General features: G+C 62.3%; 29 protein-coding genes. 18 read left to right on the forward strand and 11 right to left on the reverse strand.

Translation table 11 applies throughout. The features are described from left to right. The first annotated feature begins 122 nt into the window (after positions 1-122). Positions 123-740, forward strand: a complete 618-nt coding sequence (locus ABTV87_RS27450; protein WP_007953345.1) for a C40 family peptidase — start codon at positions 123-125, stop codon at positions 738-740. A 124-nt stretch (positions 741-864) separates the two neighbouring features. On the opposite strand, the gene ABTV87_RS27455 is transcribed toward ABTV87_RS27450, so the two are convergent. Then, a complete protein-coding gene (locus tag ABTV87_RS27455) occupies positions 865-1,899 on the reverse strand; it encodes a type IV pilus twitching motility protein PilT (protein ID WP_007953348.1) in 1,035 nt (344 codons plus the stop codon). A gap of 56 nt (positions 1,900-1,955) precedes the next feature. On the opposite strand from ABTV87_RS27455, the gene ABTV87_RS27460 reads away from it, so the two are divergent. The 10 genes from ABTV87_RS27460 (at position 1,956) to ABTV87_RS27505 (ending at position 8,925) form a co-directional block, all read left to right on the forward strand. Then, entirely contained in the window at positions 1,956-2,642 is a 687-nt protein-coding gene (locus tag ABTV87_RS27460; protein WP_039767933.1) for a YggS family pyridoxal phosphate-dependent enzyme, read from the forward strand. 23 nt (positions 2,643-2,665) lie between these two features. Next, positions 2,666-3,484 carry a pyrroline-5-carboxylate reductase gene (gene proC, locus ABTV87_RS27465; protein WP_127800406.1) on the forward strand — a complete coding sequence of 273 codons (819 nt, stop codon included), beginning with the start codon at positions 2,666-2,668 and terminating at the stop codon, positions 3,482-3,484. 10 nt (positions 3,485-3,494) lie between these two features. Next, positions 3,495-4,085: a YggT family protein gene (locus tag ABTV87_RS27470; protein WP_007953355.1), complete on the forward strand. Its 591-nt coding sequence runs from the start codon at positions 3,495-3,497 to the stop codon at positions 4,083-4,085. Further along, positions 4,082-4,369: a DUF167 domain-containing protein gene (locus ABTV87_RS27475; RefSeq protein ID WP_127800408.1), complete on the forward strand. Its 288-nt coding sequence runs from the start codon at positions 4,082-4,084 to the stop codon at positions 4,367-4,369. Before ABTV87_RS27470 ends, ABTV87_RS27475 begins: the two co-directional genes overlap by 4 nt. 189 nt (positions 4,370-4,558) lie before the next feature. Then, a complete protein-coding gene (gene metX, locus ABTV87_RS27480) occupies positions 4,559-5,698 on the forward strand; it encodes a homoserine O-succinyltransferase MetX (RefSeq protein WP_085605883.1) in 1,140 nt (379 codons plus the stop codon). A 7-nt stretch (positions 5,699-5,705) separates the two neighbouring features. Then, positions 5,706-6,326: a methionine biosynthesis protein MetW gene (gene metW, locus ABTV87_RS27485; protein WP_007953362.1), complete on the forward strand. Its 621-nt coding sequence runs from the start codon at positions 5,706-5,708 to the stop codon at positions 6,324-6,326. Positions 6,327-6,352: 26 nt separating this feature from the next. Further along, positions 6,353-6,787 carry a DUF4426 domain-containing protein gene (locus ABTV87_RS27490; RefSeq protein ID WP_127800412.1) on the forward strand — a complete coding sequence of 145 codons (435 nt, stop codon included), beginning with the start codon at positions 6,353-6,355 and terminating at the stop codon, positions 6,785-6,787. Then, positions 6,784-7,380, forward strand: coding sequence for an RdgB/HAM1 family non-canonical purine NTP pyrophosphatase (rdgB, locus tag ABTV87_RS27495; RefSeq protein ID WP_011336379.1), 597 nt, complete (start codon positions 6,784-6,786; stop codon positions 7,378-7,380). The genes ABTV87_RS27490 and rdgB overlap by 4 nt, the downstream gene beginning before the upstream one ends. Further along, entirely contained in the window at positions 7,377-8,582 is a 1,206-nt protein-coding gene (hemW, locus tag ABTV87_RS27500) for a radical SAM family heme chaperone HemW (RefSeq protein ID WP_085611979.1), read from the forward strand. Before rdgB ends, hemW begins: the two co-directional genes overlap by 4 nt. A gap of 19 nt (positions 8,583-8,601) precedes the next feature. After that, a complete protein-coding gene (locus ABTV87_RS27505) occupies positions 8,602-8,925 on the forward strand; it encodes a DUF3392 domain-containing protein (RefSeq protein ID WP_007953368.1) in 324 nt (107 codons plus the stop codon). Between the two features lie 129 nt (positions 8,926-9,054). Here the strand turns inward: ABTV87_RS27505 and trmB are convergent, their stop codons facing one another. The 4 genes from trmB to ABTV87_RS27525 form a co-directional block, all read right to left on the reverse strand. Beyond that, on the reverse strand, positions 9,055-9,780 hold the full coding sequence (gene trmB, locus ABTV87_RS27510) for a tRNA (guanosine(46)-N7)-methyltransferase TrmB (protein ID WP_039767926.1): 726 nt from the start codon (positions 9,778-9,780) through the stop codon (positions 9,055-9,057). Between the two features lie 9 nt (positions 9,781-9,789). Then, positions 9,790-10,584, reverse strand: coding sequence for a thiazole synthase (locus ABTV87_RS27515; protein WP_007953385.1), 795 nt, complete (start codon positions 10,582-10,584; stop codon positions 9,790-9,792). A gap of 60 nt (positions 10,585-10,644) precedes the next feature. Beyond that, positions 10,645-10,845, reverse strand: coding sequence for a sulfur carrier protein ThiS (thiS, locus tag ABTV87_RS27520; protein ID WP_007953386.1), 201 nt, complete (start codon positions 10,843-10,845; stop codon positions 10,645-10,647). A gap of 72 nt (positions 10,846-10,917) precedes the next feature. Next, positions 10,918-11,298, reverse strand: coding sequence for a DUF423 domain-containing protein (locus ABTV87_RS27525; RefSeq protein WP_221535382.1), 381 nt, complete (start codon positions 11,296-11,298; stop codon positions 10,918-10,920). A 74-nt stretch (positions 11,299-11,372) separates the two neighbouring features. Here ABTV87_RS27525 and mtgA point away from each other — a divergent pair, with 74 nt between their 5' ends. Beyond that, positions 11,373-12,095, forward strand: a complete 723-nt coding sequence (mtgA, locus tag ABTV87_RS27530) for a monofunctional biosynthetic peptidoglycan transglycosylase (protein ID WP_007953390.1) — start codon at positions 11,373-11,375, stop codon at positions 12,093-12,095. 71 nt (positions 12,096-12,166) lie between these two features. Here the strand turns inward: mtgA and rpoH are convergent, their stop codons facing one another. The 4 genes from rpoH to ftsY form a co-directional block, all read right to left on the reverse strand. Next, positions 12,167-13,021 (reverse strand): RNA polymerase sigma factor RpoH, encoded by an 855-nt coding sequence (gene rpoH / locus ABTV87_RS27535; RefSeq protein ID WP_003229146.1) that lies wholly within the window; start codon positions 13,019-13,021, stop codon positions 12,167-12,169. 116 nt (positions 13,022-13,137) lie between these two features. Continuing rightward, positions 13,138-14,163, reverse strand: a complete 1,026-nt coding sequence (gene ftsX, locus ABTV87_RS27540; protein ID WP_007953395.1) for a permease-like cell division protein FtsX — start codon at positions 14,161-14,163, stop codon at positions 13,138-13,140. After that, positions 14,160-14,831: a cell division ATP-binding protein FtsE gene (gene ftsE / locus ABTV87_RS27545; protein WP_007953396.1), complete on the reverse strand. Its 672-nt coding sequence runs from the start codon at positions 14,829-14,831 to the stop codon at positions 14,160-14,162. The genes ftsX and ftsE overlap by 4 nt, the downstream gene beginning before the upstream one ends. Next, positions 14,828-16,375, reverse strand: coding sequence for a signal recognition particle-docking protein FtsY (gene ftsY / locus ABTV87_RS27550; RefSeq protein WP_433898650.1), 1,548 nt, complete (start codon positions 16,373-16,375; stop codon positions 14,828-14,830). The genes ftsE and ftsY overlap by 4 nt, the downstream gene beginning before the upstream one ends. Here ftsY and ABTV87_RS27555 point away from each other — a divergent pair. From ABTV87_RS27555 to ABTV87_RS27580, 6 genes are all read left to right on the forward strand, one after another. Continuing rightward, on the forward strand, positions 16,374-16,568 hold the full coding sequence (locus ABTV87_RS27555; protein ID WP_080511029.1) for a hypothetical protein: 195 nt from the start codon (positions 16,374-16,376) through the stop codon (positions 16,566-16,568). The genes ftsY and ABTV87_RS27555 overlap by 2 nt on opposite strands. A gap of 152 nt (positions 16,569-16,720) precedes the next feature. Then, on the forward strand, positions 16,721-18,076 hold the full coding sequence (locus ABTV87_RS27560; protein ID WP_127800427.1) for a M16 family metallopeptidase: 1,356 nt from the start codon (positions 16,721-16,723) through the stop codon (positions 18,074-18,076). Further along, complete coding sequence (locus ABTV87_RS27565) at positions 18,069-19,556, forward strand: M16 family metallopeptidase (RefSeq protein ID WP_085605896.1); 1,488 nt, start codon at positions 18,069-18,071, stop codon at positions 19,554-19,556. The genes ABTV87_RS27560 and ABTV87_RS27565 overlap by 8 nt, the downstream gene beginning before the upstream one ends. Next, on the forward strand, positions 19,556-20,164 hold the full coding sequence (gene rsmD, locus ABTV87_RS27570; RefSeq protein WP_433898651.1) for a 16S rRNA (guanine(966)-N(2))-methyltransferase RsmD: 609 nt from the start codon (positions 19,556-19,558) through the stop codon (positions 20,162-20,164). Before ABTV87_RS27565 ends, rsmD begins: the two co-directional genes overlap by 1 nt. Positions 20,165-20,227: 63 nt before the next feature. Further along, positions 20,228-21,226 carry a hydrolase gene (locus ABTV87_RS27575; protein ID WP_085605900.1) on the forward strand — a complete coding sequence of 333 codons (999 nt, stop codon included), beginning with the start codon at positions 20,228-20,230 and terminating at the stop codon, positions 21,224-21,226. 4 nt (positions 21,227-21,230) lie between these two features. Continuing rightward, positions 21,231-22,061, forward strand: coding sequence for an AraC family transcriptional regulator (locus ABTV87_RS27580; protein WP_102716712.1), 831 nt, complete (start codon positions 21,231-21,233; stop codon positions 22,059-22,061). A gap of 4 nt (positions 22,062-22,065) precedes the next feature. On the opposite strand, the gene ABTV87_RS27585 is transcribed toward ABTV87_RS27580, so the two are convergent. Next, a complete protein-coding gene (locus ABTV87_RS27585) occupies positions 22,066-22,920 on the reverse strand; it encodes a sulfurtransferase (RefSeq protein ID WP_115079521.1) in 855 nt (284 codons plus the stop codon). A 28-nt stretch (positions 22,921-22,948) separates the two neighbouring features. Next, a complete protein-coding gene (locus ABTV87_RS27590) occupies positions 22,949-23,620 on the reverse strand; it encodes a TetR/AcrR family transcriptional regulator (protein ID WP_007953407.1) in 672 nt (223 codons plus the stop codon). Positions 23,621-23,671: the final 51 nt, after the last annotated feature.

The following is a 23,671-nucleotide window of genomic DNA, read 5'->3' on the forward strand; positions in this document are numbered from 1 at the left end:
CAATTGCGTCTTTTTGCCGCTTATTTGGTTCCGTTGGCACCCGATTGAATCGACCAACGGCCTCGGAAGGGACAAAAAAGCTGTTATAAAGTTGCGCGCTAACACACCAAGAGCCCTGCCTAATGCGTCCATTTTTCAAGACATGGCTAACCATTTGCCTATTAATGCCACTGGCCGCCCACGCCACCAATCGTGAGCAACGTCTTCCAAACGTTAACGGTTTCACCCCTAAATCCCATGCCTCTGCTCCTTCGAACAAAGGCAAACAGGTCAAACACACCACGCTGAGCAGCAACGGCCGCAGCAAGCTGGTGCCACCGATGGCGACCAAGGAAAGCAGCAACGTCCTGAGTCGCGCGGTAAACGTCCTCGGTACACCCTACCGTTGGGGCGGCAGCAGCCCGAGTAAAGGCTTCGACTGCAGCGGTCTGGTGAAATACGCGTTCAACGACGCCACCTTCGACCTGCCACGCACCTCGAACGCCATGGCCAGCGGTCACGGCGAGAAAGTCGAACGCAAGGACCTGAAGCCTGGCGACCTGATTTTCTTCAACATCAAGAGCCGTCGGGTCAATCACGTTGCCATCTACCTGGGCAACGACCGTTTCATCCATGCGCCACGGCGCGGCAAGTCGGTGAGCATCGACACACTGAACAAGCCGTACTGGGAAAAGCATTACGTCGTAGCCAAACGCGTATTGCCGAAAGAACAGGGGCAGATGCGCGTCGTTCAGCGCTGAAGCCAGCTCGTCCGCACGCTCTGCGTCCGCTTTGGGACGCAGAGCGTCCCGGGCTGCATTCCCACGCAGAGCGTGGGAACGATCAGAACAAAAATCGCAGCCCACGGGCTGCGATTTTTTTTGCCTAGAAGTTATCCGGCGTACGCGCCTTTTCCCGCGCATGCTCGCGGCTGATCAAGCCTTTGGTCACCAGATCCTTCAGGCACATGTCGAGTGTCTGCATCCCCAGCGACCCGCCGGTCTGTATCGCCGAATACATCTGCGCCACCTTGTCCTCGCGGATCAGATTACGAATCGCCGACGTCCCCAGCATGATCTCGTGCGCCGCCACCCGGCCGCCGCCGATCTTCTTGATCAGCGTCTGCGACACCACCGCCAGCAACGACTCCGAGAGCATCGAGCGCACCATGGACTTTTCGTCCCCGGGGAACACGTCCACCACCCGGTCGATGGTCTTGGCCGCCGACGTGGTGTGCAAGGTGCCGAACACCAGATGCCCGGTCTCGGCGGCGGTCAGAGCCAGTCGGATGGTTTCCAGATCGCGCATCTCGCCCACCAGGATCACGTCCGGGTCTTCGCGCAGCGCTGAACGCAAGGCGGTGGCAAAACTGCGGGTATCGCGATGGACTTCGCGCTGATTGATCAGGCATTTGCGCGATTCGTGGACGAATTCGATCGGATCTTCGATGGTCAGGATGTGGTGATGGCGATGGGTGTTGAGGTAATCGATCATTGCCGCCAGGGTTGTGGACTTGCCGGAACCGGTCGGCCCGGTCACCAGCACCAGCCCGCGTGGCGCATCGGTGATCTTGCGAAAGACGTCGCCCATGGCGAGGTCTTCCATGCTCAGCACTTTCGACGGGATGGTCCGGAACACTGCGCCAGCGCCACGGTTTTGGTTGAAGGCATTGACCCGAAAGCGCGCCACGCCGGGGACTTCGAAGGAAAAGTCGGTTTCCAGATGTTTCTCGAAGTCCACCCGCTGGGTGTCGTTCATGATGTCGTAGATCAGTTCATGCACTTGCTTGTGATCCAGCGCCGGCAGATTGATCCGCCGCACATCGCCATCCACGCGGATCATCGGCGGCAGACCGGCCGACAGGTGCAGGTCGGAAGCGCCCTGTTTGGCGCTGAAGGCCAGCAGTTCAGTGATATCCATAGCGTCCCTCAATTCCAGTAGAATGCCGCGAACCTTCAGACCGCTGGCACCTCTTGATGTCCACGATAGCAGACAACATTCTCCAGGTTAGTTCGCGCATCCAGGCAGCGACCCAAGCTGCCAATCGCAGCGAAGACAGCGTCCAGCTGCTGGCCGTGAGCAAGACCAAACCGGCACAAGCCCTGCGCGAAGCGTACGCCGCCGGCCTGCGTGATTTCGGCGAGAACTACCTGCAAGAGGCCCTGGGCAAACAGCTCGAACTGGCCGACCTGCCCTTGATCTGGCACTTCATCGGCCCCATTCAGTCGAACAAGACCCGCTCGATTGCCGAGCATTTCGCCTGGGTGCACTCCGTGGATCGTCTGAAAATCGCCCAACGCCTGTCCGAACAACGCCCGGCGGATCTGCCGCCACTGAACATCTGCATTCAGGTCAACGTCAGCGGTGAAGCCAGCAAGTCCGGCTGCACGCCGCAAGACCTGCCGGCCCTGGCCCAGGCCATCAGCGCCCTGCCGCGCCTGAAGCTACGCGGGTTGATGGCGATTCCCGAGCCGACCGAAGATCGCGCCGAGCAGGACGCGGCATTCGCTGCCGTTCAGAAGTTGCAGGCCAGCCTCGATCTGCCGCTCGACACACTTTCCATGGGCATGAGCCACGACCTCGAGTCGGCCATTGCCCAGGGCGCGACCTGGGTCCGTATCGGTACGGCACTGTTCGGCGCCCGCGACTATTCCCAATCTTGAACATTTCCAGATAAGGACCTGACATGAGCAACACACGTATTGCCTTTATCGGTGCCGGCAACATGGCCGCCAGCCTGATCGGCGGCCTGCGGGCCAAGGGTCTGGAAGCTGCACACATTCGCGCCAGCGATCCGGGCGAAGAAACCCGCACCAAAGTCAGCGCCGAACACGGCATCGAAACCTTCGCCGACAACGCCCAAGCCATCGACGGCGCCGACGTGGTGGTACTGGCGGTCAAGCCACAAGCCATGAAGCTTGTGTGCGAAGCGATTCGCCCGAGCCTGAAACCGAATCAACTGGTGGTCTCCATCGCCGCCGGCATCACCTGCGCCAGCATGACTGCCTGGCTGGGCGAGCAGCCGATCGTGCGCTGCATGCCGAACACCCCGGCGCTGCTGCGTCAGGGCGTGAGCGGTTTGTACGCAACCAGCGCAGTGAGCGCCGAACAACGCCAACAGGCTGAGGAACTGCTGTCCGCCGTCGGCATCGCCCTGTGGCTGAACGAAGAGCAGCAACTGGACGCGGTCACCGCCGTTTCCGGTTCCGGCCCGGCGTACTTCTTCCTGCTGATCGAAGCCATGACCGCCGCCGGCGTCAAACTCGGCCTGCCGAAGGAAACCGCCGAGCAGCTGACCTTGCAGACCGCGCTGGGCGCCGCGCACATGGCCGTGTCCAGCGACGTCGACGCTGCCGAACTGCGCCGCCGCGTGACCTCGCCGGCCGGCACCACGGAAGCCGCGATCAAATCGTTCCAGGCCGGCGGCTTCGAAGCCCTGGTGGAAAAAGCACTCGGCGCCGCCGCGCACCGCTCGGCCGAAATGGCCGAACAACTGGGCAAATAAGGAGCCTTACATGATTGGATTGAACACCGCAGCGGTCTACGTGCTGCAAACCCTCGGCAGCCTGTACCTGCTGATCGTGCTGCTGCGCTTCGTCCTGCAACTGGTGCGGGCGAACTTCTACAACCCGCTGTGCCAGTTCGTGGTCAAGGCCACTCAGCCGCTGCTCAAGCCACTGCGCCGGATCATCCCGAGCATGTTCGGCCTCGACATGTCGTCGCTGGTGCTGGCGATTCTGGTGCAACTGGCGCTGATGGCGCTGACCCTGCTGCTGACCTACGGCACCACCGGTAACCCGCTGCAACTGCTGATCTGGTCGCTGATCGGCGTGACGGCGCTGTTCCTGAAGATTTTCTTCTGGGCCATGATCATCAGCATCATCCTGTCCTGGGTCGCACCGGGCAGCCACAATCCGGGCGCCGAACTGGTGAACCAGATCTGCGAACCGGCCCTGGCGCCGTTCCGCCGCATCCTGCCGAACCTCGGTGGTCTGGACCTGTCGCCGATCTTCGCCTTCCTCGTGCTGAAGCTGATCGACATGCTGGTGATCAACAATCTCGCGGCGATGACGATGATGCCGGAAATCCTGCGCCTGCTGATGTGAGCTGGTTTCGCTGGGACGGTGACGACCTGATTCTGGAATGTCACCTGCAACCGGCCGCCCGCAGCGATGATTTCTGCGGGCTGCACGGCGATCGCCTGAAGATCCGCCTGACCGCGCCGCCGGTCGAGGGCAAGGCCAATGCGTACCTGATGGGGTTTCTGGCCAAGGCTTTTGGGGTTTCCAAAAGCCAGGTCAGCCTGATCGGCGGCGAGTTGAACCGGCAGAAGCGAGTGAAGATCTGCTCGCCGAAGAAGTTGCCGGATTTGCCTGGACTACTCCGCTGATCGTTCCCACGCTCCGCGTGGGAATGCCTCATTGGACGCTCCGCGCCCGCTTCGGAGTAGGACGCGGAGCGTCCCGGGATGCATTCCCACGCAGAGCGTGGGAACGAGCGCAAATCAGGCCTGATGGTTGCTTGCCGCTAACCCCACCGGTCTTTAGACTTACGCCTCATTTCAACGAGAGCAGGGTCGATGCCAGCTGCCTTTCCCCCCGATTCTGTTGGTCTGGTGACGCCGCAAACGGCGCACTTCAGCGAACCGCTGGCCCTGGCCTGCGGCCGTTCGCTGGCCGATTATGACCTGATCTACGAAACCTACGGCACGCTGAACGCGCAAGCGAGCAACGCCGTGCTGATCTGCCACGCCCTGTCCGGCCACCACCACGCTGCGGGTTACCACAGCGTCGACGACCGCAAGCCCGGTTGGTGGGACAGCTGCATCGGCCCCGGCAAACCGATCGACACCAACAAGTTCTTCGTGGTCAGCCTGAACAACCTCGGCGGCTGCAACGGTTCCACCGGCCCGAGCAGCCTCAACCCGGAAACCGGCAAGCCGTTCGGCGCCGACTTTCCGGTGCTGACCGTGGAAGACTGGGTGCACAGCCAGGCACGCCTGGCCGACCTGCTCGGCATCAGCCAGTGGGCAGCGGTGATCGGCGGCAGCCTCGGCGGCATGCAGGCGCTGCAATGGACCATCACGTATCCGGATCGAGTTCGCCACTGCCTGGCCATCGCCTCGGCCCCCAAGCTGTCGGCGCAGAACATCGCCTTCAACGAAGTGGCGCGCCAGGCGATCCTCACCGACCCGGAATTCCACGGCGGCTCGTTCCAGGAACAAGGCGTGATCCCCAAACGCGGCCTGATGCTGGCGCGGATGGTCGGGCACATCACGTATCTGTCCGACGACTCCATGGGCGAGAAATTCGGCCGCGGCCTGAAGAGCGAAAAGCTCAACTACGACTTCCACAGCGTCGAGTTCCAGGTCGAAAGTTACCTGCGTTATCAGGGCGAAGAGTTCTCCGGACGCTTCGATGCCAACACCTATCTGTTGATGACCAAGGCGCTGGACTACTTCGATCCGGCGGCGAACTTCAACGATAACCTGGCGAAAACTTTCGAAGGTGCAAAAGCCAAGTTCTGCGTGATGTCGTTCACCACCGACTGGCGTTTCTCCCCGGCCCGCTCGCGGGAATTGGTGGACGCGCTGATGGCCGCACGCAAGGACGTCAGCTACCTGGAAATCGACGCGCCGCAGGGCCACGACGCCTTCCTGATTCCGATCCCGCGTTATTTGCAGGCGTTCGGCAATTACATGAACCGCATTACGTTGTGAGAAAGCCATGAGAGCTGATCTGGAAATCATCCAGGAATGGATCCCCGCCGGCAGCCGCGTGCTCGACCTCGGTTGCGGTGACGGCGAGTTGCTGACCTGGCTGCGCGACCACAAGCAGGTCACCGGCTATGGCCTGGAAAACGACGCGGACAACATCGCGCAGTGCGTGGCCAAGGGCGTCAACGTCATCGAGCAGGACCTGGACAAGGGCCTGGGCAACTTCGCCAGCAACAGCTTCGACATCGTGGTGATGACCCAGGCCCTGCAAGCCGTGCACTACCCGGACAAGATCCTCGACGAAATGCTGCGGGTCGGACGCCAGTGCATCATCACGTTCCCGAATTTCGGTCACTGGCGCTGCCGCTGGTACCTGGCGAGCAAGGGTCGGATGCCGGTGTCGGAATTCCTGCCGTACACCTGGTACAACACGCCGAACATCCACTTCTGCACCTTCGAAGACTTTGAAGAACTTTGTCGCGAACGTGAGGCGAAGGTCATTGATCGGCTTGCCGTGGATCAACAGCACCGCCACGGGTGGGCCAGTAAGCTATGGCCTAATCTGTTAGGTGAGATCGGTATCTACCGCGTCAGCAGCCCGGGGCTTGCGGATCACAGAATCGCGGTCTGAACCACGACATTGCGAGGAGAACGAACATGGGACGCTTGATTACCGCGCTATTGGCCGCCTGCCTGAGCCTGTCGGCCGTGGCCGCCGATGCCATCAAGGGCGAACGCAAGGAAGTGTTCGGTGATGTCACCGTGCATTACAACACCTTCAACTCGACCTTCCTGACGCCGGACATCGCCAAGGCTGCCGAGCTGATCCGCAGCAAGAACCAGGGCGTGATCAATGTCTCGGTGATCAAGGACGGCAAACCGCTGATCGCCCAGGTCACCGGCACCGTCAAAGACCTGACCAGCCAGAGCGTGCCGCTGACTTTCCGCCAGATCACCGAACAGGGCGCGATCTACTACATCGCCCAATACCCGGTGGAGCAGCAGGAAACCCGCACCTTTGAAATCAAGGTGCAGACCGGCGACAAGATCAACATCATCAATTTCAACCAAGAGCTTTTCCCTGGCCAATGATCAATCTCAAGCAACTCGTACTGGCCAGCCATAACGCCGGCAAGCTCAAGGAACTCCAGGCCATGCTCGGCGATTCGGTGCAACTGCGCTCGATTGGCGAATTCAGCAGCGTGGAGCCGGAAGAAACCGGTCTGTCGTTCGTCGAGAACGCGATTCTCAAGGCGCGCAATGCCGCGCGCATTTCCGGGCTGCCGGCGCTGGCCGACGATTCGGGCCTGGCGGTGGATTTCCTCGGCGGTGCGCCGGGCATCTACTCGGCGCGCTACGCCGACGGCAAGGGCGACGCGGCAAACAACGCCAAACTGCTCGACGCCTTGAAGGACGTGCCTGAAGCCGAGCGTGGCGCGCAGTTCGTCTGCGTGCTGGCGCTGGTGCGTCACGCCGACGATCCACTGCCGATCCTCTGCGAAGGTCTGTGGCACGGTCGCATTCTGACCGCCGCCAGTGGCGAGCACGGTTTCGGCTACGACCCGCTGTTCTGGGTGCCGGAGCGTAACGTGTCCAGCGCCGAACTGAGCCCGAGCGACAAGAACCAGATCAGCCACCGCGCCCGTGCAATGGATCTGCTGCGCCAGCGTCTGGGCTTGAAATGACCGATAGCTCCTCCGCGTCGTCGCTGATTATCGGCGGCGCCGCCTCCTCGCCTCGGGCGCCGTTGCCGACGCTGCCGCCCTTGGCGCTGTACATCCACATCCCGTGGTGTGTGCGCAAATGCCCCTATTGCGACTTCAACTCCCACACCGCCAGCCCGGTGTTGCCGGAGCAGGAATACGTCGACGCGATGCTGGCCGACCTCGATCAGGATCTGCACGCGGTGTATGGCCGTGAATTGAGTTCGATCTTCTTTGGCGGCGGCACCCCGAGCCTGTTCAGTGCCGAAGCCCTGGGCCGCTTGCTGGAAGGCGTGAAACAGCGCATTCCGTTTGCCGACGACATCGAAATCACCCTGGAAGCCAACCCCGGGACCTTCGAGCAAGAGAAGTTCGTCGCCTACCGCAAACTGGGGATCAATCGCCTGTCGATCGGCATCCAGAGTTTCCAGCAGGAAAAGCTCAAGGCCCTCGGCCGCATCCACAATGGCGACGAAGCGGTACGCGCCGCCGGCATGGCGCGCCAGGCCGGGTTCGATAACTTCAACCTCGACTTGATGCATGGTTTGCCGGACCAGTCGCTGGACGATGCCCTGAGCGATCTGCGCCAGGCGATCGAGCTGAAGCCGACGCACATTTCCTGGTATCAGCTGACGCTGGAGCCGAACACCGTGTTCTGGAACCAGCCGCCGGTACTGCCGGAAGACGACACGCTGTGGGACATTCAAGAGGCCGGACAGGCGCTGCTGGCCGAGCACGGTTACGCGCAGTACGAAGTTTCGGCCTATGCCCAACCGGGTCGCCCGGCGCGACACAACCTCAATTATTGGAGCTTCGGCGACTTCATCGGCATCGGCGCCGGCGCCCACGGCAAGCTCAGTCACCCGGACGGGCGCATCGTGCGCACCTGGAAGACGCGCCTGCCGAAGGATTACCTCAACCCGGCCAAAAGCTTCCAGGCCGGCGAGAAAGCCCTGACCAACGACGAGATGCCGTTCGAGTTCCTGATGAACGCCCTGCGCCTGACCGCCGGCGTCGAATCGCGCCTGTACCCGGAGCGCACCGGCCTGCCGCTGGAGAGCCTCGACGAACACCGGCGCGAGGCCGAACAAAGCGGCCTGTTGCAGGTCGAACCGTCACGTCTGGCGGCCACCGAGCGCGGACAACTGTTCCTCAACGACTTGCTGCAGAAATTTCTGAGCTGACCGCTCTTAAGGAAACCGCATGGATTTGATACTCGACCTGCTCGCCACCGTGTCCCGCTGGAGCCGCAGCAACCTCTCGGAAATCGCGCTGGCCCTGGTGGGCTGCCTGCTGGTGCTGTTCGGCGCTGACTTCAAGGCCTGGGTCGAGCAACGCCTGGGCAGCATCGCCGGCGCCCTGCGCGTCCCACTGATGGCCCTGCTGTGCCTGATCGGCAGCGGCGCAGCACTGATCTACGCGACGCCGTGGGTAGTGAAGGGGCTGAGCCAGTTCAACAACTACAGCCTGGCGCCGGTGTTGTTGGTGGTGCTGGTGTTGATTGGCGTGGTCGCGGATCGCCGCTGAATCTCACGTGCTCGTTCCCACGCTCTGCGTGGGAATGCAGCCCGGGACGCTCTGCGTCCCCCGAAGCGGACGCGGAGCGTCCATTGAGGCATTCCCACGCAGAGCGTGGGAACGATCACTGCGCAGTACTTACGACTGTTTTTCGAACTTCAGATCCCACACGCCATGCCCAAGACGTTCGCCGCGGCGTTCGAACTTGGTGATCGGGCGTTCGGCCGGGCGCGGTACGCACTTGCCGTCTTCGGCGAGGTTGCGATAGCCCGGGGCGACGTTCATCACTTCCAGCATGTATTCGGCGTACGGTTCCCAGTCGGTGGCCATGTGCAGAATGCCGCCAACCTTCAGCTTGCTGCGCACCAGCTCAGCGAAGGATGCCTGAACGATGCGGCGCTTGTGGTGACGACTCTTGTGCCACGGATCCGGGAAGAACAGCATCAGGCGATCGAGGCTGTTGTCGGCGATGCAGCGGTTGAGTACTTCGATCGCGTCGCAATCGTAGACCCGCAGGTTGGTCAGGCCCTGAGTCAGCACGCCATTGAGCAGCGCGCCGACACCCGGACGGTGAACCTCGACACCGATGAAATCCTGTTCCGGCGCAGCGGCGGCCATTTCCAGCAGCGAATGGCCCATGCCGAAACCGATCTCCAGCGAACGCGGCGCGGAACGGCCGAACACCTGGTCGTAATCCACCGGCGCATCGGCCAGCGGCAGGACGAACTTCGGCGCGCCCTGATCCAGGCCGCGCTGCTGGCCTTCGGTCATGCGCCCGGCGCGCATCACGAAACTCTTGATGCGGCGGTGTTGGCGCTCGTCGCCTTCTTCCGTCTGGATTGGCGTGTCGTTCGATTCAGTCATCAATAGCTCTTACTTGATCAGACCATCCAGCGGCGAAGAGGCGCTGGCATAGAGTTTTTTCGGCATGCGGCCGGCGAGGTAGGCCAGGCGGCCCGCGACGATCGCGTGTTTCATGGCTTCGGCCATCATGATCGGCTGCTGGGCGTGGGCGATGGCCGAGTTCATCAGCACCGCGTCACAGCCCAGCTCCATGGAAATGGTGGCGTCGGAAGCGGTGCCGACACCGGCATCCACCAGCACCGGGATCTTGGCTTCTTCGAGGATGATCTGCAGGTTGTACGGGTTGCAGATCCCCAGGCCCGAACCGATCAGGCCGGCCAGCGGCATGACCGCGATGCAGCCGATTTCCGCCAGTTGCCGGGCGATGATCGGGTCATCGCTGGTGTAAACCATCACGTCGAAGCCTTCCTTGACCAGCACTTCGGCGGCCTTGAGGGTTTCGATCACGTTGGGGAACAGGGTTTTCTGGTCGGCCAGCACTTCCAGCTTCACCAGGTTGTGGCCGTCGAGCAGCTCACGAGCCAGACGGCAGGTGCGCACGGCTTCGACAGCGTCGTAGCAGCCGGCGGTGTTCGGCAGGAAGGTGTAGCGATCCGGCGACAGCACTTCGAGCAGGTTCGGCTCGCCTTCGATCTGGCCCAGGTTGGTGCGGCGCACGGCGAAGGTGACGATCTCGGCACCCGAGGCTTCGATGGCCAGACGGGTTTCTTCCATGTCACGGTACTTGCCGGTACCGACCAGCAAACGCGACTGGTAAGTACGACCGGCCAGAACGAAAGGCTTGTCGCTACGAACGATGCTCATGGGGAATCCTCTGTTGGGGTGAGGGTCTTGCAGAATTCTCGGCCCTTGCAGGCCTGGTGATCAGCCGCCGCCGATGGCATGCACCACTTCGACGTTGTCGCCGTCGTTCAAAGTGGTGTCGGCATGCTGGCTGCGCGGGACGATATCCAGATTGAGTTCGACCGCGACGCGGCGTCCGGTCAGATCCAGACGGGTCAGCAGGGCCGCAACGGTTTCACCGTCGGGCAGTTCAAAGGATTCACCGTTCAACTGAATGCGCATGCGCAACGCCGCCATCACTTTTTAGGGGGTGGCATTCTAGCCCGATCATGACCTAAAGGTCAGCACCAAGCGTCAAGCGGTTGGCTGCAGGCGCCAGGCGGCGAGTCCGAGGCACAGCCAGCCGATCAGGAACGCCAGGCCGCCGAACGGGGTGATGATGCCGAGCTTGCCGATGCCGATGGTGGTCAGCAGGTACAGGCTGCCGGAGAACAGCAGGATACCGACGGTGAACGAAATGCCGGCCCAGGCGACCAGACGCCCCTGAAACTGGGTGGCCAGCAGCGCCACGCCGAACAGCGCAAGTGCGTGCACCAACTGGTAGGTGACGCCGGTGTGGAAGATCGCCAGATACTCCGGGGTCAGGCGGTTTTTCAGGCCATGGGCGGCGAATGCGCCGAGGCCGACACCAGTGAAACCAAAGAAGGCAGCCAGCATCAGAAAGCTACGCAGCATGTAGAACTCCAGTCAGACTCGATCGGCAGGGTCTGTATAATGGCCCGCTCAACCGGTTCGGCCAAGCCATCTCTATGCTGCGTTTATTTCTCCGTCGTTTCACGAAGGCCCTGCTCTGGTTCGCGGGCGGCAGCGTATTGCTGGTGTTGGTGTTTCGCTTCGTGCCGCCACCGGGCACGGCGCTGATGGTCGAGCGCAAGATCGAATCCTGGGTCGACGGCGAGCCGATCGATCTGCAACGCACCTGGAAGCCGTGGGACGAGATCTCCGATGACCTGAAGGTCGCGGTGATTGCCGGCGAAGACCAGAAATTCCCCGAGCACTGGGGTTTTGACCTGAGTGCGATCAAGGCCGCACTGGCCCACAACGAACTCGGCGGCTCGATTCGCGGCGCCAGCACCCTGAGTCAGCAAGTGTCGAAGAACCTGTTTTTGTGGTCCGGCCGCAGTTATCTGCGCAAAGGCCTGGAAGCGTGGTTCACCGCGCTGATCGAAGTGTTCTGGCCCAAGCAGCGGATTCTCGAGGTGTACCTGAACAGCGTCGAGTGGGATGACGGCGTGTTCGGCGCCGAAGCGGCGGCAAGGCATCACTTTGGCGTAGGCGCCAGGTCGCTGTCCCGGCAGCAGGCGAGTTATCTGGCGGCTGTGCTGCCGAATCCCCGGGTCTGGAGCGCCAGCCACCCAACCGCTTACGTGTCACGCCGTGCCGGATGGATTCGCCAACAGATGAGCCAGCTGGGTGGCGACAGCTACCTGCTGACACTCAATGATTCGCGCCGCGCGCCCTGGGCCCAATGACTTTCTGACAGGCAAACAAAAACGCCCCGATCATCACTGATCGGGGCGTTTTTTTATTGCCGGACTGCCGGTTATGCGGCAATCGACAACTTGAGCTTGTTCATCGCGCTCTTCTCGAGCTGACGGATCCGCTCGGCCGACACGTTGTACTTCTGCGCCAGGTCGTGCAGCGTGGCTTTCTCTTCTGCCAGCCAGCGCTGGTAGAGGATGTCGCGACTGCGTTCGTCCAGCACTTCCAGCGCTTCGTGCAGGTTGTGATTGGAGTTGTCGCTCCAGTCGGCATCTTCCAGTTGACGCGCCGGGTCGTACCGGTGGTCTTCCAGGTAGTTGGCCGGCGACTGAAAAGCACTGTCGTCGTCCGCTTCCGCAGCCGGGTCGAAGGCCATGTCATGGCCGGTCAGGCGACTTTCCATCTCACGCACTTCACGCGGCTCGACGCCGAGGCTTTCCGCCACACGGTGGACTTCCTCGTTGTTCAGCCAGGCCAGACGTTTCTTCTGGCTGCGCAGGTTGAAGAACAGCTTGCGCTGGGCCTTGGTGGTCGCGACTTTCACGATCCGCCAGTTGCGCAGGATGAACTCGTGAATCTCGGCCTTGATCCAGTGCACCGCGAAGGACACCAGACGCACGCCCATTTCCGGGTTGAAACGCTTCACGGCCTTCATCAGGCCGACGTTACCTTCCTGGATCAGGTCAGCCTGAGCCAGACCGTAGCCGGAATAGCTACGGGCGATGTGTACGACAAACCGCAGGTGGGCGAGCACCATCTGCCGAGCCGCCCCCAAATCCTGCTCATAGTAGAGACTCTCGGCCAGTTCACGCTCCTGCTCCGGCGTCAGCAATGGAATGCTGTTGACGGTGTGTACATAGGCTTCCAGGTTTGCGCCCGGAACCAATGCATACGCAGGTTGCAAAGAATTGGTCATACGAAAAAACCTCCGACTTACATACTCATGCTTTTCAGCATTGCGAAAAATTGACCGGAAACTCAAATGAAAGTTTCCTTAACCACTGAAAGGTCAATCACGCGCAAAAAAAGATTCTACTTCGGCGCCAGCTCCCTGAGATGACGTGCGACTGCAATCCATGCACCGATATAACCCAACAGCACCGCGCCAAGCAAGAGCGACAGACCGTCGGCAACCGGCACGCCGGCCAGTGCGAAATCACTGCCGTACAAGCCGGCCAGCCCGACCACCGCGTCGTTCAGCCAGTTCAGGCCGAACGCCAATACACCCCAGGACAGCAGCCCCGCACCGAAGCCATACAACGCACCCATATAGAGGAAGGGACGACGCACATAGCTGTCGGTGCCGCCGACGAGTTTAATCACTTCTATCTCGGTGCGGCGGTTTTCAATATGAAGACGAATGGTATTGCCTATCACCAAAAGTAATGCAGAAACCAGCAACACCGTCAGACCGAACACGAAACGGTCACCGAGCTTGAGGATGGCGGCCAGACGCTCGACCCAGACTAGATCAAGTTGCGCCTGCTGTACCTTGGGCAGCTCGGAAAGTTTTTGTCTTAATGCTTCCAGGGTCGACTTGTCGACCTCGTTCGGCGTCACCAGCACCACGCCAGGCAGCGGGTTTTCCGGCAGCTCGCGCAGGGCTTCGCCCAATCCGGACTGCTGCTGGAACTCTTCCAGCGCCTGATCGCGGCCGACATATTCAGCATCAGCTACGCCCGGCATGCCTTTGATCTGGTCGCGCAACGCTTCGCCCTGAGCCGGACTCGCCTCGAGTTCCAGGTACAGCGAAATCTGCGCCGCGCGCTGCCACGAGCCGCCCAGACGCTCGACGTTGCTCAGCAGCAACGAAAGGCCCATCGGCAGACTCAGCGCAACCGCCATCACCATGCAGGTGAAGAAGCTGCCGATCGGCTGCTTGCCGAGACGGCGCAGGCTGTCGATCCAGCTGGCGCGATGGCTTTCGATCCAGGCACGGAACAACGTGGCAAAGTCCGGACCGTCGTCATCGTCGTGCTTTTTCTTCTTTGGCGGTTGCGGATCGGCGGCCTTCGGGGCCACGCGCTCGGAAACCTTCGGACTGCGTGTTGCACTCATACACCGGCCTCCCCGTCGCCGATCAATCGGCCGCGTTGCAGGGTCAGCATGCGATGGCGCATGCGCGCAATCAGCGCCAGGTCGTGACTGGCGATCAGCACGCTGGTGCCCAGACGGTTGATGTCTTCGAACACGCCCATGATCTCGGCCGCCAGACGTGGGTCGAGGTTACCGGTCGGTTCGTCCGCCAGCAGCAGGGCCGGACGGTGAACGATGGCGCGGGCAATACCGACGCGCTGTTGCTGACCGGTGGACAGATCGCCCGGATACAGCTCTGCCTTGTCCGACAGCGCCACGCGCTCCAGCGCCGAATCGACGCGCTTGGCGATCTCGACCTTGGACAGCCCGAGAATCTGCAATGGCAGTGCGACGTTGTTGAACACCGTGCGATCGAACAGCAGTTGATGGTTCTGGAACACCACGCCGATCTGCCGACGCAGGAACGGAATCTGCGCATTGCTGATGGTGCTCAGGTCCTGCCCGGCCAGCAGCAGCTTGCCGCTGGTCGGACGTTCCATCGCCAGCAACAGGCGCAACAACGTGGATTTACCGGCACCGGAGTGGCCGGTGACAAACAGGAACTCGCCGCGACGGACTCGAAAGCTCAGCTCATGCAAGCCGACGTGACCGTTCGGGTAGCGCTTACCGACCTGTTCGAAACGAATCATGAACGCTCCCGCTCGGCAAACAGTGCCTGGACAAAGGGTTCGGCTTCAAAGGTACGCAGATCGTCGATGCCTTCACCGACGCCGATGTAGCGGATCGGCAGGCCGAACTGCTTGGCCAGGGCGAAAATCACCCCGCCCTTGGCGGTGCCGTCGAGTTTGGTCAGCGCCAAGCCGGTCAGTTCGACAGTCTGGTTGAATTGCTTGGCCTGGTTGATGGCGTTCTGGCCGGTGCCGGCGTCGAGCACCAGCAGCACTTCGTGCGGCGCATCGGCGTCGAGCTTGCCGATCACCCGGCGAACCTTTTTCAGTTCTTCCATCAGGTTGTCTTTGGTGTGCAGGCGACCGGCAGTGTCGGCGATCAGCACGTCGATGCCACGAGCCTTGGCGGCCTGCACGGCGTCGAAGATCACCGAAGCCGAGTCCGCGCCCGTGTGCTGGGCAATCACCGGAATCTTGTTGCGCTCGCCCCAGACCTGTAGCTGCTCGACAGCCGCGGCACGGAAGGTGTCACCGGCGGCCAGCATGACTTTCTTGCCTTCCAGCTGCAGTTTCTTCGCCAGTTTGCCGATGGTGGTGGTCTTGCCGGCGCCGTTGACGCCGACCACCAGAATCACGAATGGCTTGTTCTGGGAAGCGATCTTCAGCGGCTGCTCGACCGGTTTGAGCATTGCGGCCAGCTCGGCCTGCAGGGATTTGTACAGGGCGTCGGAATCGGCCAGCTCTTTACGTGCGACCTTCTGGGTCAGGCGCTGGATGATCACCGAAGTCGCCTCGACGCCGACGTCGGCAGTCAGCAGGCGGGTTTCGAGATCGTCGAGCAGATCGTCATCGATGGCTTTCTTGCCGAGGAACAGGCTGGCCATGCCCTCGCCGATGCTGGCGCTGGTCTTGGACAGGCCTTGCTTGAGACGGGCAAAGAAGCCGGCCTTGGTTTCTTCGGTGCGCGGGGCCTCGACCGGGGTTTCAACCTGGATTTCCACAGGAGCGACTGGCGCGGCTGGCGCTACGGCGACCGGTGCAGGTGCAGGTGCAGGTGCAGGTGCAGGTGCAGGTGCAGGTGCAGGTGCAGGTGCAGGTGCAGGTTCGGGCACTTCAACAATTGGGGCAACCGGGGCAACAACCACAGGTTCTGGAATGACCGGAGCAGCTTCCACCACCGGCGCCTGAACAGGCTCAGCAGCGAACGCAACCGGCGCAGGAATCGGCGGCGTAACATGCGGCGCAGCCTCTTCAACCAGCGCCACCGGTTCTTCCGCCACTGGCAAGGTCAGCCAAGGCTCGCTGGCCGGGGACAGCGGCAACTCAGCGGCAGCCGGCGCTTCAGACTCGGCCTCGGCCACCGGTTGCAGCACCGGCTCGGCGATCGGCAGCACAACCGGCGCCGGCGCTTCTTCTATTACGGGAGCGGGCGCAGGGGCTGGCTCAGGAATGGTAGTCGGCTGTTCGACGACGGGTTCCTGCGGTTTCTTGCGCAGCCATCCGAACAGGCTTTTCTTCTCGCCAGCCGCAGCTGGGGTCTTCTTGTCGTCGTTGGAACCAAACATGGAGGACGGCTATCTCACGGTAGCGACGCGCCACAGGGGCGCCCCGGCAAATAAATATTCGATGCAGAACAGACTGTGTTTCACCCAGCTTGTTCACGCGCAACATTTTGTCGAGGCACCAACGGCACCTCAAAGGAATCGTTTTAATGAAGGACTGGCCGGCAAAATCGGCGAAAAAGCGAAGTTTAGCTGATAAACCAAAGCCTTCTGCCGCAAACCCTTACAACCTGATCAAGGTTTCAAAACCGGATAGGCGTGGTCGCCGGTAAAACGGATCAGTATCCTAGCACCCTCTCGCCCGCCGACGCTAAGACCAAGCGGGCAGCCCAACAGGTTTAAAAACGAATGAATGCTCTAGCCCGCCGCGCCGCAGGCCTGCTGCTCAGCACAGTCTGCCTGCCCCTTTCGGCCCTGGCGGCCGACCCGCAACCGACCCACGAATTCACCCTCGACAACGGCCTGAAGGTCGTCGTGCGCGAAGACCATCGCGCGCCGGTGGTGGTGTCGCAGGTCTGGTACAAGGTCGGTTCCAGCTACGAAACCCCGGGCCAGACCGGTCTGTCCCACGCCCTCGAACACATGATGTTCAAGGGCAGCGAGAAAGTCGGTCCGGGCGAAGCCTCGCTGATCCTGCGCGACCTCGGCGCCGAAGAGAACGCGTTCACCAGCGACGACTTCACCGCTTATTACCAGGTGCTGGCCCGCGACCGTCTGGGCGTGGCCTTCGAACTGGAAGCCGACCGAATGGCCAATCTGCGTCTGCCGGCTGACGAGTTCGCCAAGGAAATCGAAGTCATCAAGGAAGAGCGCCGCCTGCGCACCGATGACAAGCCGATGTCCAAGGCCTACGAGCGCTACAAGGCCATGGCCTATCCGGCTAGCGGTTATCACACGCCGACCATCGGCTGGATGGCCGACCTTGAGCGGATGAAGGTCGAAGAGCTGCGTCACTGGTATCAGTCCTGGTACGTGCCGAACAACGCCACGCTGGTGGTGGTCGGCGACGTGACCCCGGACGAGGTGAAGACCCTCGCCCAGCGCTACTTCGGGCCGATCCCGAAACGCGACGTACCGCCGGCGAAAAAGCCGCTGGAGCTGGCTGAACCCGGCGAACGCCAGATCACCCTGCACGTGCAGACCCAACTGCCGAGCCTGATGCTCGGTTTCAACGTCCCGAGCATCGCCACTGCCGAAGACAAACGTTCGGTCAACGCCTTGCGCCTGATTTCGGCATTGCTGGACGGCGGCTACAGCGGTCGCATCCCGACCCAACTGGAGCGCGGCGAAGAGCTGGTGTCCGGCGGCTCGTCGAGCTACGACGCCTATACCCGCGGTGACAGCCTGTTCACTCTGTCGGCCACACCGAACACCCAGAAGAAAAAGACCATGGCCCAGGCTGAAGCCGGCCTGTGGAAACTGCTGGAACAACTGAAAACCACTGCGCCGTCCGCCGAAGAGCTGGAGCGCGTGCGTGCGCAGGTCATCGCCGGTCTGGTCTTCGAGCGCGATTCGATCACCAGCCAGGCCACCGCCATCGGCCAGCTGGAGACCGTCGGTCTGTCGTGGAAGCTGATGGACACCGAACTGGCCGATCTGGAAAGCGTCACCCCGCAAGACATCCAGAACGCCGCCAAGCTGTATTTCACCCGCGAACGTCTCAGCGTCGCCCACGTCCTGCCACTGGAGACGACTCATGAGTGAGCGCAAAACCCCACGCCTGCTGCTCGGCCTGATCGCCGTGGCCATCATCGGCTCCGCTGCGTTCTATCTGGTACCGAGCGACAACAGCAAGGCCAGCGAAGCGCTGGATAACGCCAAGTCCAGTCAGAAGCTGCAATCGCTGGCCGAACTCGACGGCAAGGCCCCGGCCAGCCGCAAGCTCGACGTGCAGACCTGGAACACCGCCGAAGGCGCCAAGGTGCTGTTCGTCGAAGCCCGCGAACTGCCGATGTTCGACATGCGCCTGATCTTTTCCGCCGGCAGCAGCCAGGACGGTAACGCGCCGGGCCTGGCCTTGCTGACCAACGCCATGCTCAACGAAGGTGTGGCGGGCAAGGACGTCGGCGCCATCGCTCAAGGTTTCGAAGGCCTGGGCGCGGATTTCGGCAACGGCGCCTATAAAGACATGGCCATCGCGTCGCTGCGCAGCCTCAGTGCTGCCGACAAACGCGAGCCAGCGCTGAAGCTGTTTTCGGAAGTAGTGGGCAAACCGACCTTCCCGGCTGACTCCTTCGCGCGCATCAAGAACCAGATGCTCGCCGGTTTCGAATACCAGAAACAGAACCCCGGCAAACTCGCCAGTCTGGAACTGATGAAGCGCCTGTACGGCAATCACCCGTACGCCCATTCCAGCGACGGCAACGCGCAAAGCGTGCCGAAGATCACGCTGGCGCAACTGCGAGAGTTCCACGCCAAGGCCTACGCGGCCGGTAACGTGGTGATCGCGCTGGTGGGTGATCTGTCCCGCAGCGAAGCCGAGGCGATTGCCAATCAGGTGTCCGCTGCGCTGCCAAAAGGCCCGGCGCTGGCGAAGGTTGAGCAACCGACCGAGCCGAAAGCCGGCATCGGCCACATCGAGTTTCCGTCGAAGCAGACCAACCTGATGATTGCGCAACTGGGCATCGACCGTGATGACCCGGACTACGCTGCCTTGTCGATGGGCAACCAGATCCTCGGCGGTGGCGGTTTCGGCACCCGGCTGATGAGCGAAGTGCGCGAGAAGCGCGGCCTGACCTATGGCGTGTATTCGGCGTTCAGCCCGATGCAGGCTCGCGGCCCGTTCATGATCAACCTGCAGACCCGCGCGGAAATGAGCGAAGGCACCCTGAAGCTGGTGCAGGACGTGCTCGCCGACTACCTCAAGACCGGCCCGACCCAGAAAGAACTCGACGACGCCAAGCGCGAACTGGCCGGCAGCTTCCCGCTGTCCACCGCGAGCAATGCCGATATTGTCGGCCAGCTCGGCGCCATGGGTTTCTACAACCTGCCGCTGAGTTATCTGGACGACTTCATGCGTCAGTCCCAGAGCCTGACGGTCGAGCAGGTTCGCGACGTTCTGAACAAACACTTGAGCACGGATAAACTGGTCATCGTCAGCGCTGGCCCGACCGTGCCGCAAAAGCCGTTACCGGCCCCATCTGATAAACCTGCCGAGCAGCCGCTCGGGGTTCCGGAGCATTAATGGCCAGTCCAAAGAAACCTGTACAAAAACTGCACAACGGTGTGAACCAGTTGCGCATCATCGGCGGCGAATGGCGCAGCCGAAAGCTGAGCTTTCCCGATGCGCCGGGCCTGCGTCCGACGCCGGACCGGGTGCGTGAAACCCTGTTCAACTGGCTCGCGCCCTACGTTGCCGGGGCCAAGGTGCTCGATCCGTTCGCCGGCAGCGGCGCGCTGTTTCTGGAAGCGCTGTCCCGTGGCGCGACCATGGGTCAGGCGCTGGATGCCAGCCACGTCGCAGTCTCCCGCCTGAAAGAACACCTCGGCACCCTGCGCTGCACCAACGGCCACGTGCAGACCGCCGATGCCCTGCGCTACCTCGAAACCCAGACCGCAACCGCGTTCGACCTGGTGTTCCTCGACCCGCCGTTCAACCAGAACCTGCTGCCGACGGTGTGCACATTGCTGGAAGAGCGCCAATGGCTGGCCGACGATTCGTGGATCTACACTGAAAGCGAAACCGCGCCATCGACCCTCGGCCTGCCGGGCAACTGGCGCCTGCACCGCGAGCAGAAATCCGGGCGGGTGTACTACGCGTTGTGGCAACGTATGGCAGTGATCGCCGGTTAACCGACCGGCCTGAAAAAGCGGCGAGTCTCAGCCGAGGCTCGCTGCGCTGCATCGAGAGCAATCGTGTCCCCTTCGTCAAAACCGTTCATCCCCGCCTTCGGCCTCGGCAATCCGCACCTGCAAACCTTGTGGGGGCCGTTGTGGCGCAAAACCGTGCACCTTGATCGCCAGCGCGAACGACTGTGGCTGGACGACGGTGACTTCCTCGACCTCGACTGGCACGGCCCGCATAGCGCTGAAGCGCCATTGGTGCTGGTGCTGCACGGGCTGACCGGTTCTTCCAATTCGCCTTACGTCGCGGGAATCCAAGCAGCGCTCGCCGCGCAGGGCTGGGCCAGTGTCGCGCTGAACTGGCGCGGCTGCTCGGGCGAACCGAACCTGTTGCCGCGCAGCTACCATTCCGGCGCCAGCGAAGACCTCGCCGAAACCATTCGCCACCTGAAAGCCAAGCGGCCACTGGCACCGCTGTATGCGGTTGGCTATTCCCTCGGCGGCAATGTGCTGCTCAAGCATCTGGGGGAAACCGGCAGCGCCAGCGGCGTGCTCGGTGCGGTGGCGGTGTCCGTGCCGTTTCGCCTCGATCAATGTGCCGACCGTATCGGCCAGGGTTTCTCGAAGGTCTATCAGGCGCACTTTATGCGCGAGATGGTGGCCTACATCAAGAACAAGCAGCGCCAGTTCCAGCACGACGGGCGCGAGGACGGTCTCGCCGCACTGGCTGCCCTCGGCTCGCTGGAAAACATGCGCACCTTCTGGGATTTCGATGGCCGGGTGACCGCGCCGCTGCACGGTTTCGCCGATGCCGAGGATTACTATCGCCGCGCGTCGAGCCGCTATTTTCTCGGTGAGATCCGCACGCCGACCCTGATCATTCAGGCGGCCGACGACCCGTTCGTATTTCCCCACAGCCTGCCGCAGGCCAGTGAGTTGTCGGCCACGACCCAGTTCGAATTGCAGAGCAAGGGCGGACATGTCGGCTTCGTCGACGGCACGTTCCGCCAGCCGGGTTATTACCTGGAGCGACGGATTCCGCAGTGGCTGGCCGACGCGGGGCGCGGGTGAGGTCATGAGCGATCAGGGCGAGTCGATCCGTTTCTGGCAAGCCGCGCCCCTGGCAGGGGTCGAGCTGTTGACCGCGCGCTACATCGAGCATCGTTTCGCCCCGCACGTCCACGACGGTTATGTGATCGGCATGATCATGGCCGGCGCCCAGCGCTACCGATATCGCGGCGCCGAACACCTGGCGGGCAGCGGCACGCTGGTGCTGATCAATCCGGACGAAGTGCATAACGGCCACAAGGGCACCGAGGACGGCTGGCTGTACCGGGCGTTTTATCCCGACACCGGGCAGATCGTCGCGCTGCTGAATGAGCTGGAACTGCCGACCGCACCGATGCCGGCCTTCGGTGCGACGCTGTATCGCGACCCGGATCTGGTCAACGGTTTCTGTCAGTTGCATCGCTTGCTGGAAAGCCCCGCCACCGCGTTGCAGCAGCAAACGGTGTGGCGCGAAATGATGATGTTGCTGTTGCAGCGTCATGCGGCGGTGCAGATCAACGGCAATCCCGGCAAAGAACACCGCGCGGTAGCGATGGCCAAGGAGTTGCTGCACGCGCAACTGGCGGCGCCGCCCTCGCTGGAAGAACTCGCGGCGGCCGTGAACCTCTCGCCCTTCCACTTCGCCCGGGTGTTCCGCCGCGCCACCGGCATGCCGCCGCACAGCTGGCTGATGCAGCAGCGGATCGCCTGCGCGCGGGGCTTGTTGCAGAGCGGCTGCCTGCCGGTGGAAGTTGCCACTCAGCTGGGATTTGCCGACCAGAGCCATCTGAGCCGGCAGTTCAAACAGGTTTATGGCGTGGGGCCGGCGGCCTATCGCAGTGCGCGGCTGGATCGCTGAACGGTTACTCGCCGGTGGCGATACCGCGCGACGGCTCGTTGATCCACTCGCTCCACGATCCGGCATACAGCGAACCCAATGGATAGCCCGCCAGGCACAGGGCGAACAGGTTGTGACACGCCGTCACCCCGGAGCCGCAGTAAGCCACCAGATCGTTCGGCGAGCGCTCACCGAGTTTCGCGGCGAAACGCTGCTTGAGCTGATCGGCCGGCAGGAAACGCCCGTCGCTGCCCAGGTTGTCGGTAAACGCCGCGCATTGCGCGCCGGGAATGTGCCCGGCGATCGGGTCGATCGGTTCCACTTCACCCTTGAAGCGCGGCAAGGCGCGGGCATCGAGCAGGGTCAGGGCCGGCTGGCCGAGGCGCTGCTGCAATTGCTCGGCGCTGAGCAGCAGGCTCATGTCCGGCTGGCCGCTGAAGTTGCCCCGGGCCGCTGACGGTGGATCAAGACTCAACGGCAGCCCCGCCGCATGCCAGGCCTTGAGCCCGCCATCGAGAATGAACACGCCGTCACGCTTGCCCAACCACGCCAGCAACCACCAGGCCCGCGCCGCATAGGCGCCCGGGCCGTCGTCATACAGAACCACGTCGCTGTCGTTGTCGATGCCGAAAGCTTGCAGGCGTTCGATCAGCGCCGCCGGCTCCGGCAGCGGATGGCGACCGGTCACACCCTTGGTCACCGGGCCGCTGAGGTCGCGCTCAAGATCGGCGAAATGTGCCCCGGCAATGTGCCCCTCGGCGTAGCTGCGCTGGCCGTAATCCGGGTCTTCGAGGGCAAAACGGCAATCGAGAATCACCAGCCCCGGCTGCGCCTTGCGGGCATCCAGTGCGGTCGGGCTGATCAGTTGCGCAATCGGCATAGCGAACGACTCCAGTGAGGAAATGGAATTACGGTCTTTCTTCGAGGGCCTGGGCCAGCGGCACGTAAAACTCTTCGAACAAGGCGTTGACCTCATCGCGGGCCTGCTCGGTGACGAACCCTGCTTCCAGCACCAGCACCTGATACACGCCACGCTTGATGGCCTGCTCGCTGAGGTGATTGGAATTCTCCCGGGTCGTGCACAGGAAGCGCACCCATGAGGTGAGGATGATCCACGCGTTGAGGGTCAGGGACTCGATCTGCACCCGGTCCATCTTCAGGATCCCGGCGGCAACGAAGCCTTCATAGATCGCCGCACCCTGGATCACGCAGCGCTGGGAAAAGCGCCGGTAACGCCCGGCCAGATCCGGATCGCTGTCGAGCAGGTGCTCAAGATCGCGATGCAGGAAACGGTAGCGCCACATCGCCGACAGCAATTCCTTGAGATAGAAACGCTTGTCTTCGACCGTCGCGGCACGGCCCTGGGGTGGACGCAGGAAGCTGTCCACCAGGCTTTCGTACTCACTGAACAGCACGGCGATGATCGCCTGCTTGTTGGGGAAGTGGTAGTACAGATTGCCCGGAGAAATCTCCATGTGGGCGGCGATGTGATTGGTGCTGATGCTGCGCTCGCCCTGCTGATTGAACAGCTCGAGGCTGTTCTGCACGATGCGCTCGCTGGTTTTGATCCGTGGGGCCATGGCTTGAGCTTTAATTCAGAGTGCGTTGGGGGGCATCTTACGACCTAACCG

This window comes from Pseudomonas sp. PSE1(2024), assembly GCF_050990555.1.
GTDB classification, from domain to species: domain Bacteria; phylum Pseudomonadota; class Gammaproteobacteria; order Pseudomonadales; family Pseudomonadaceae; genus Aquipseudomonas; species Aquipseudomonas aphyarum.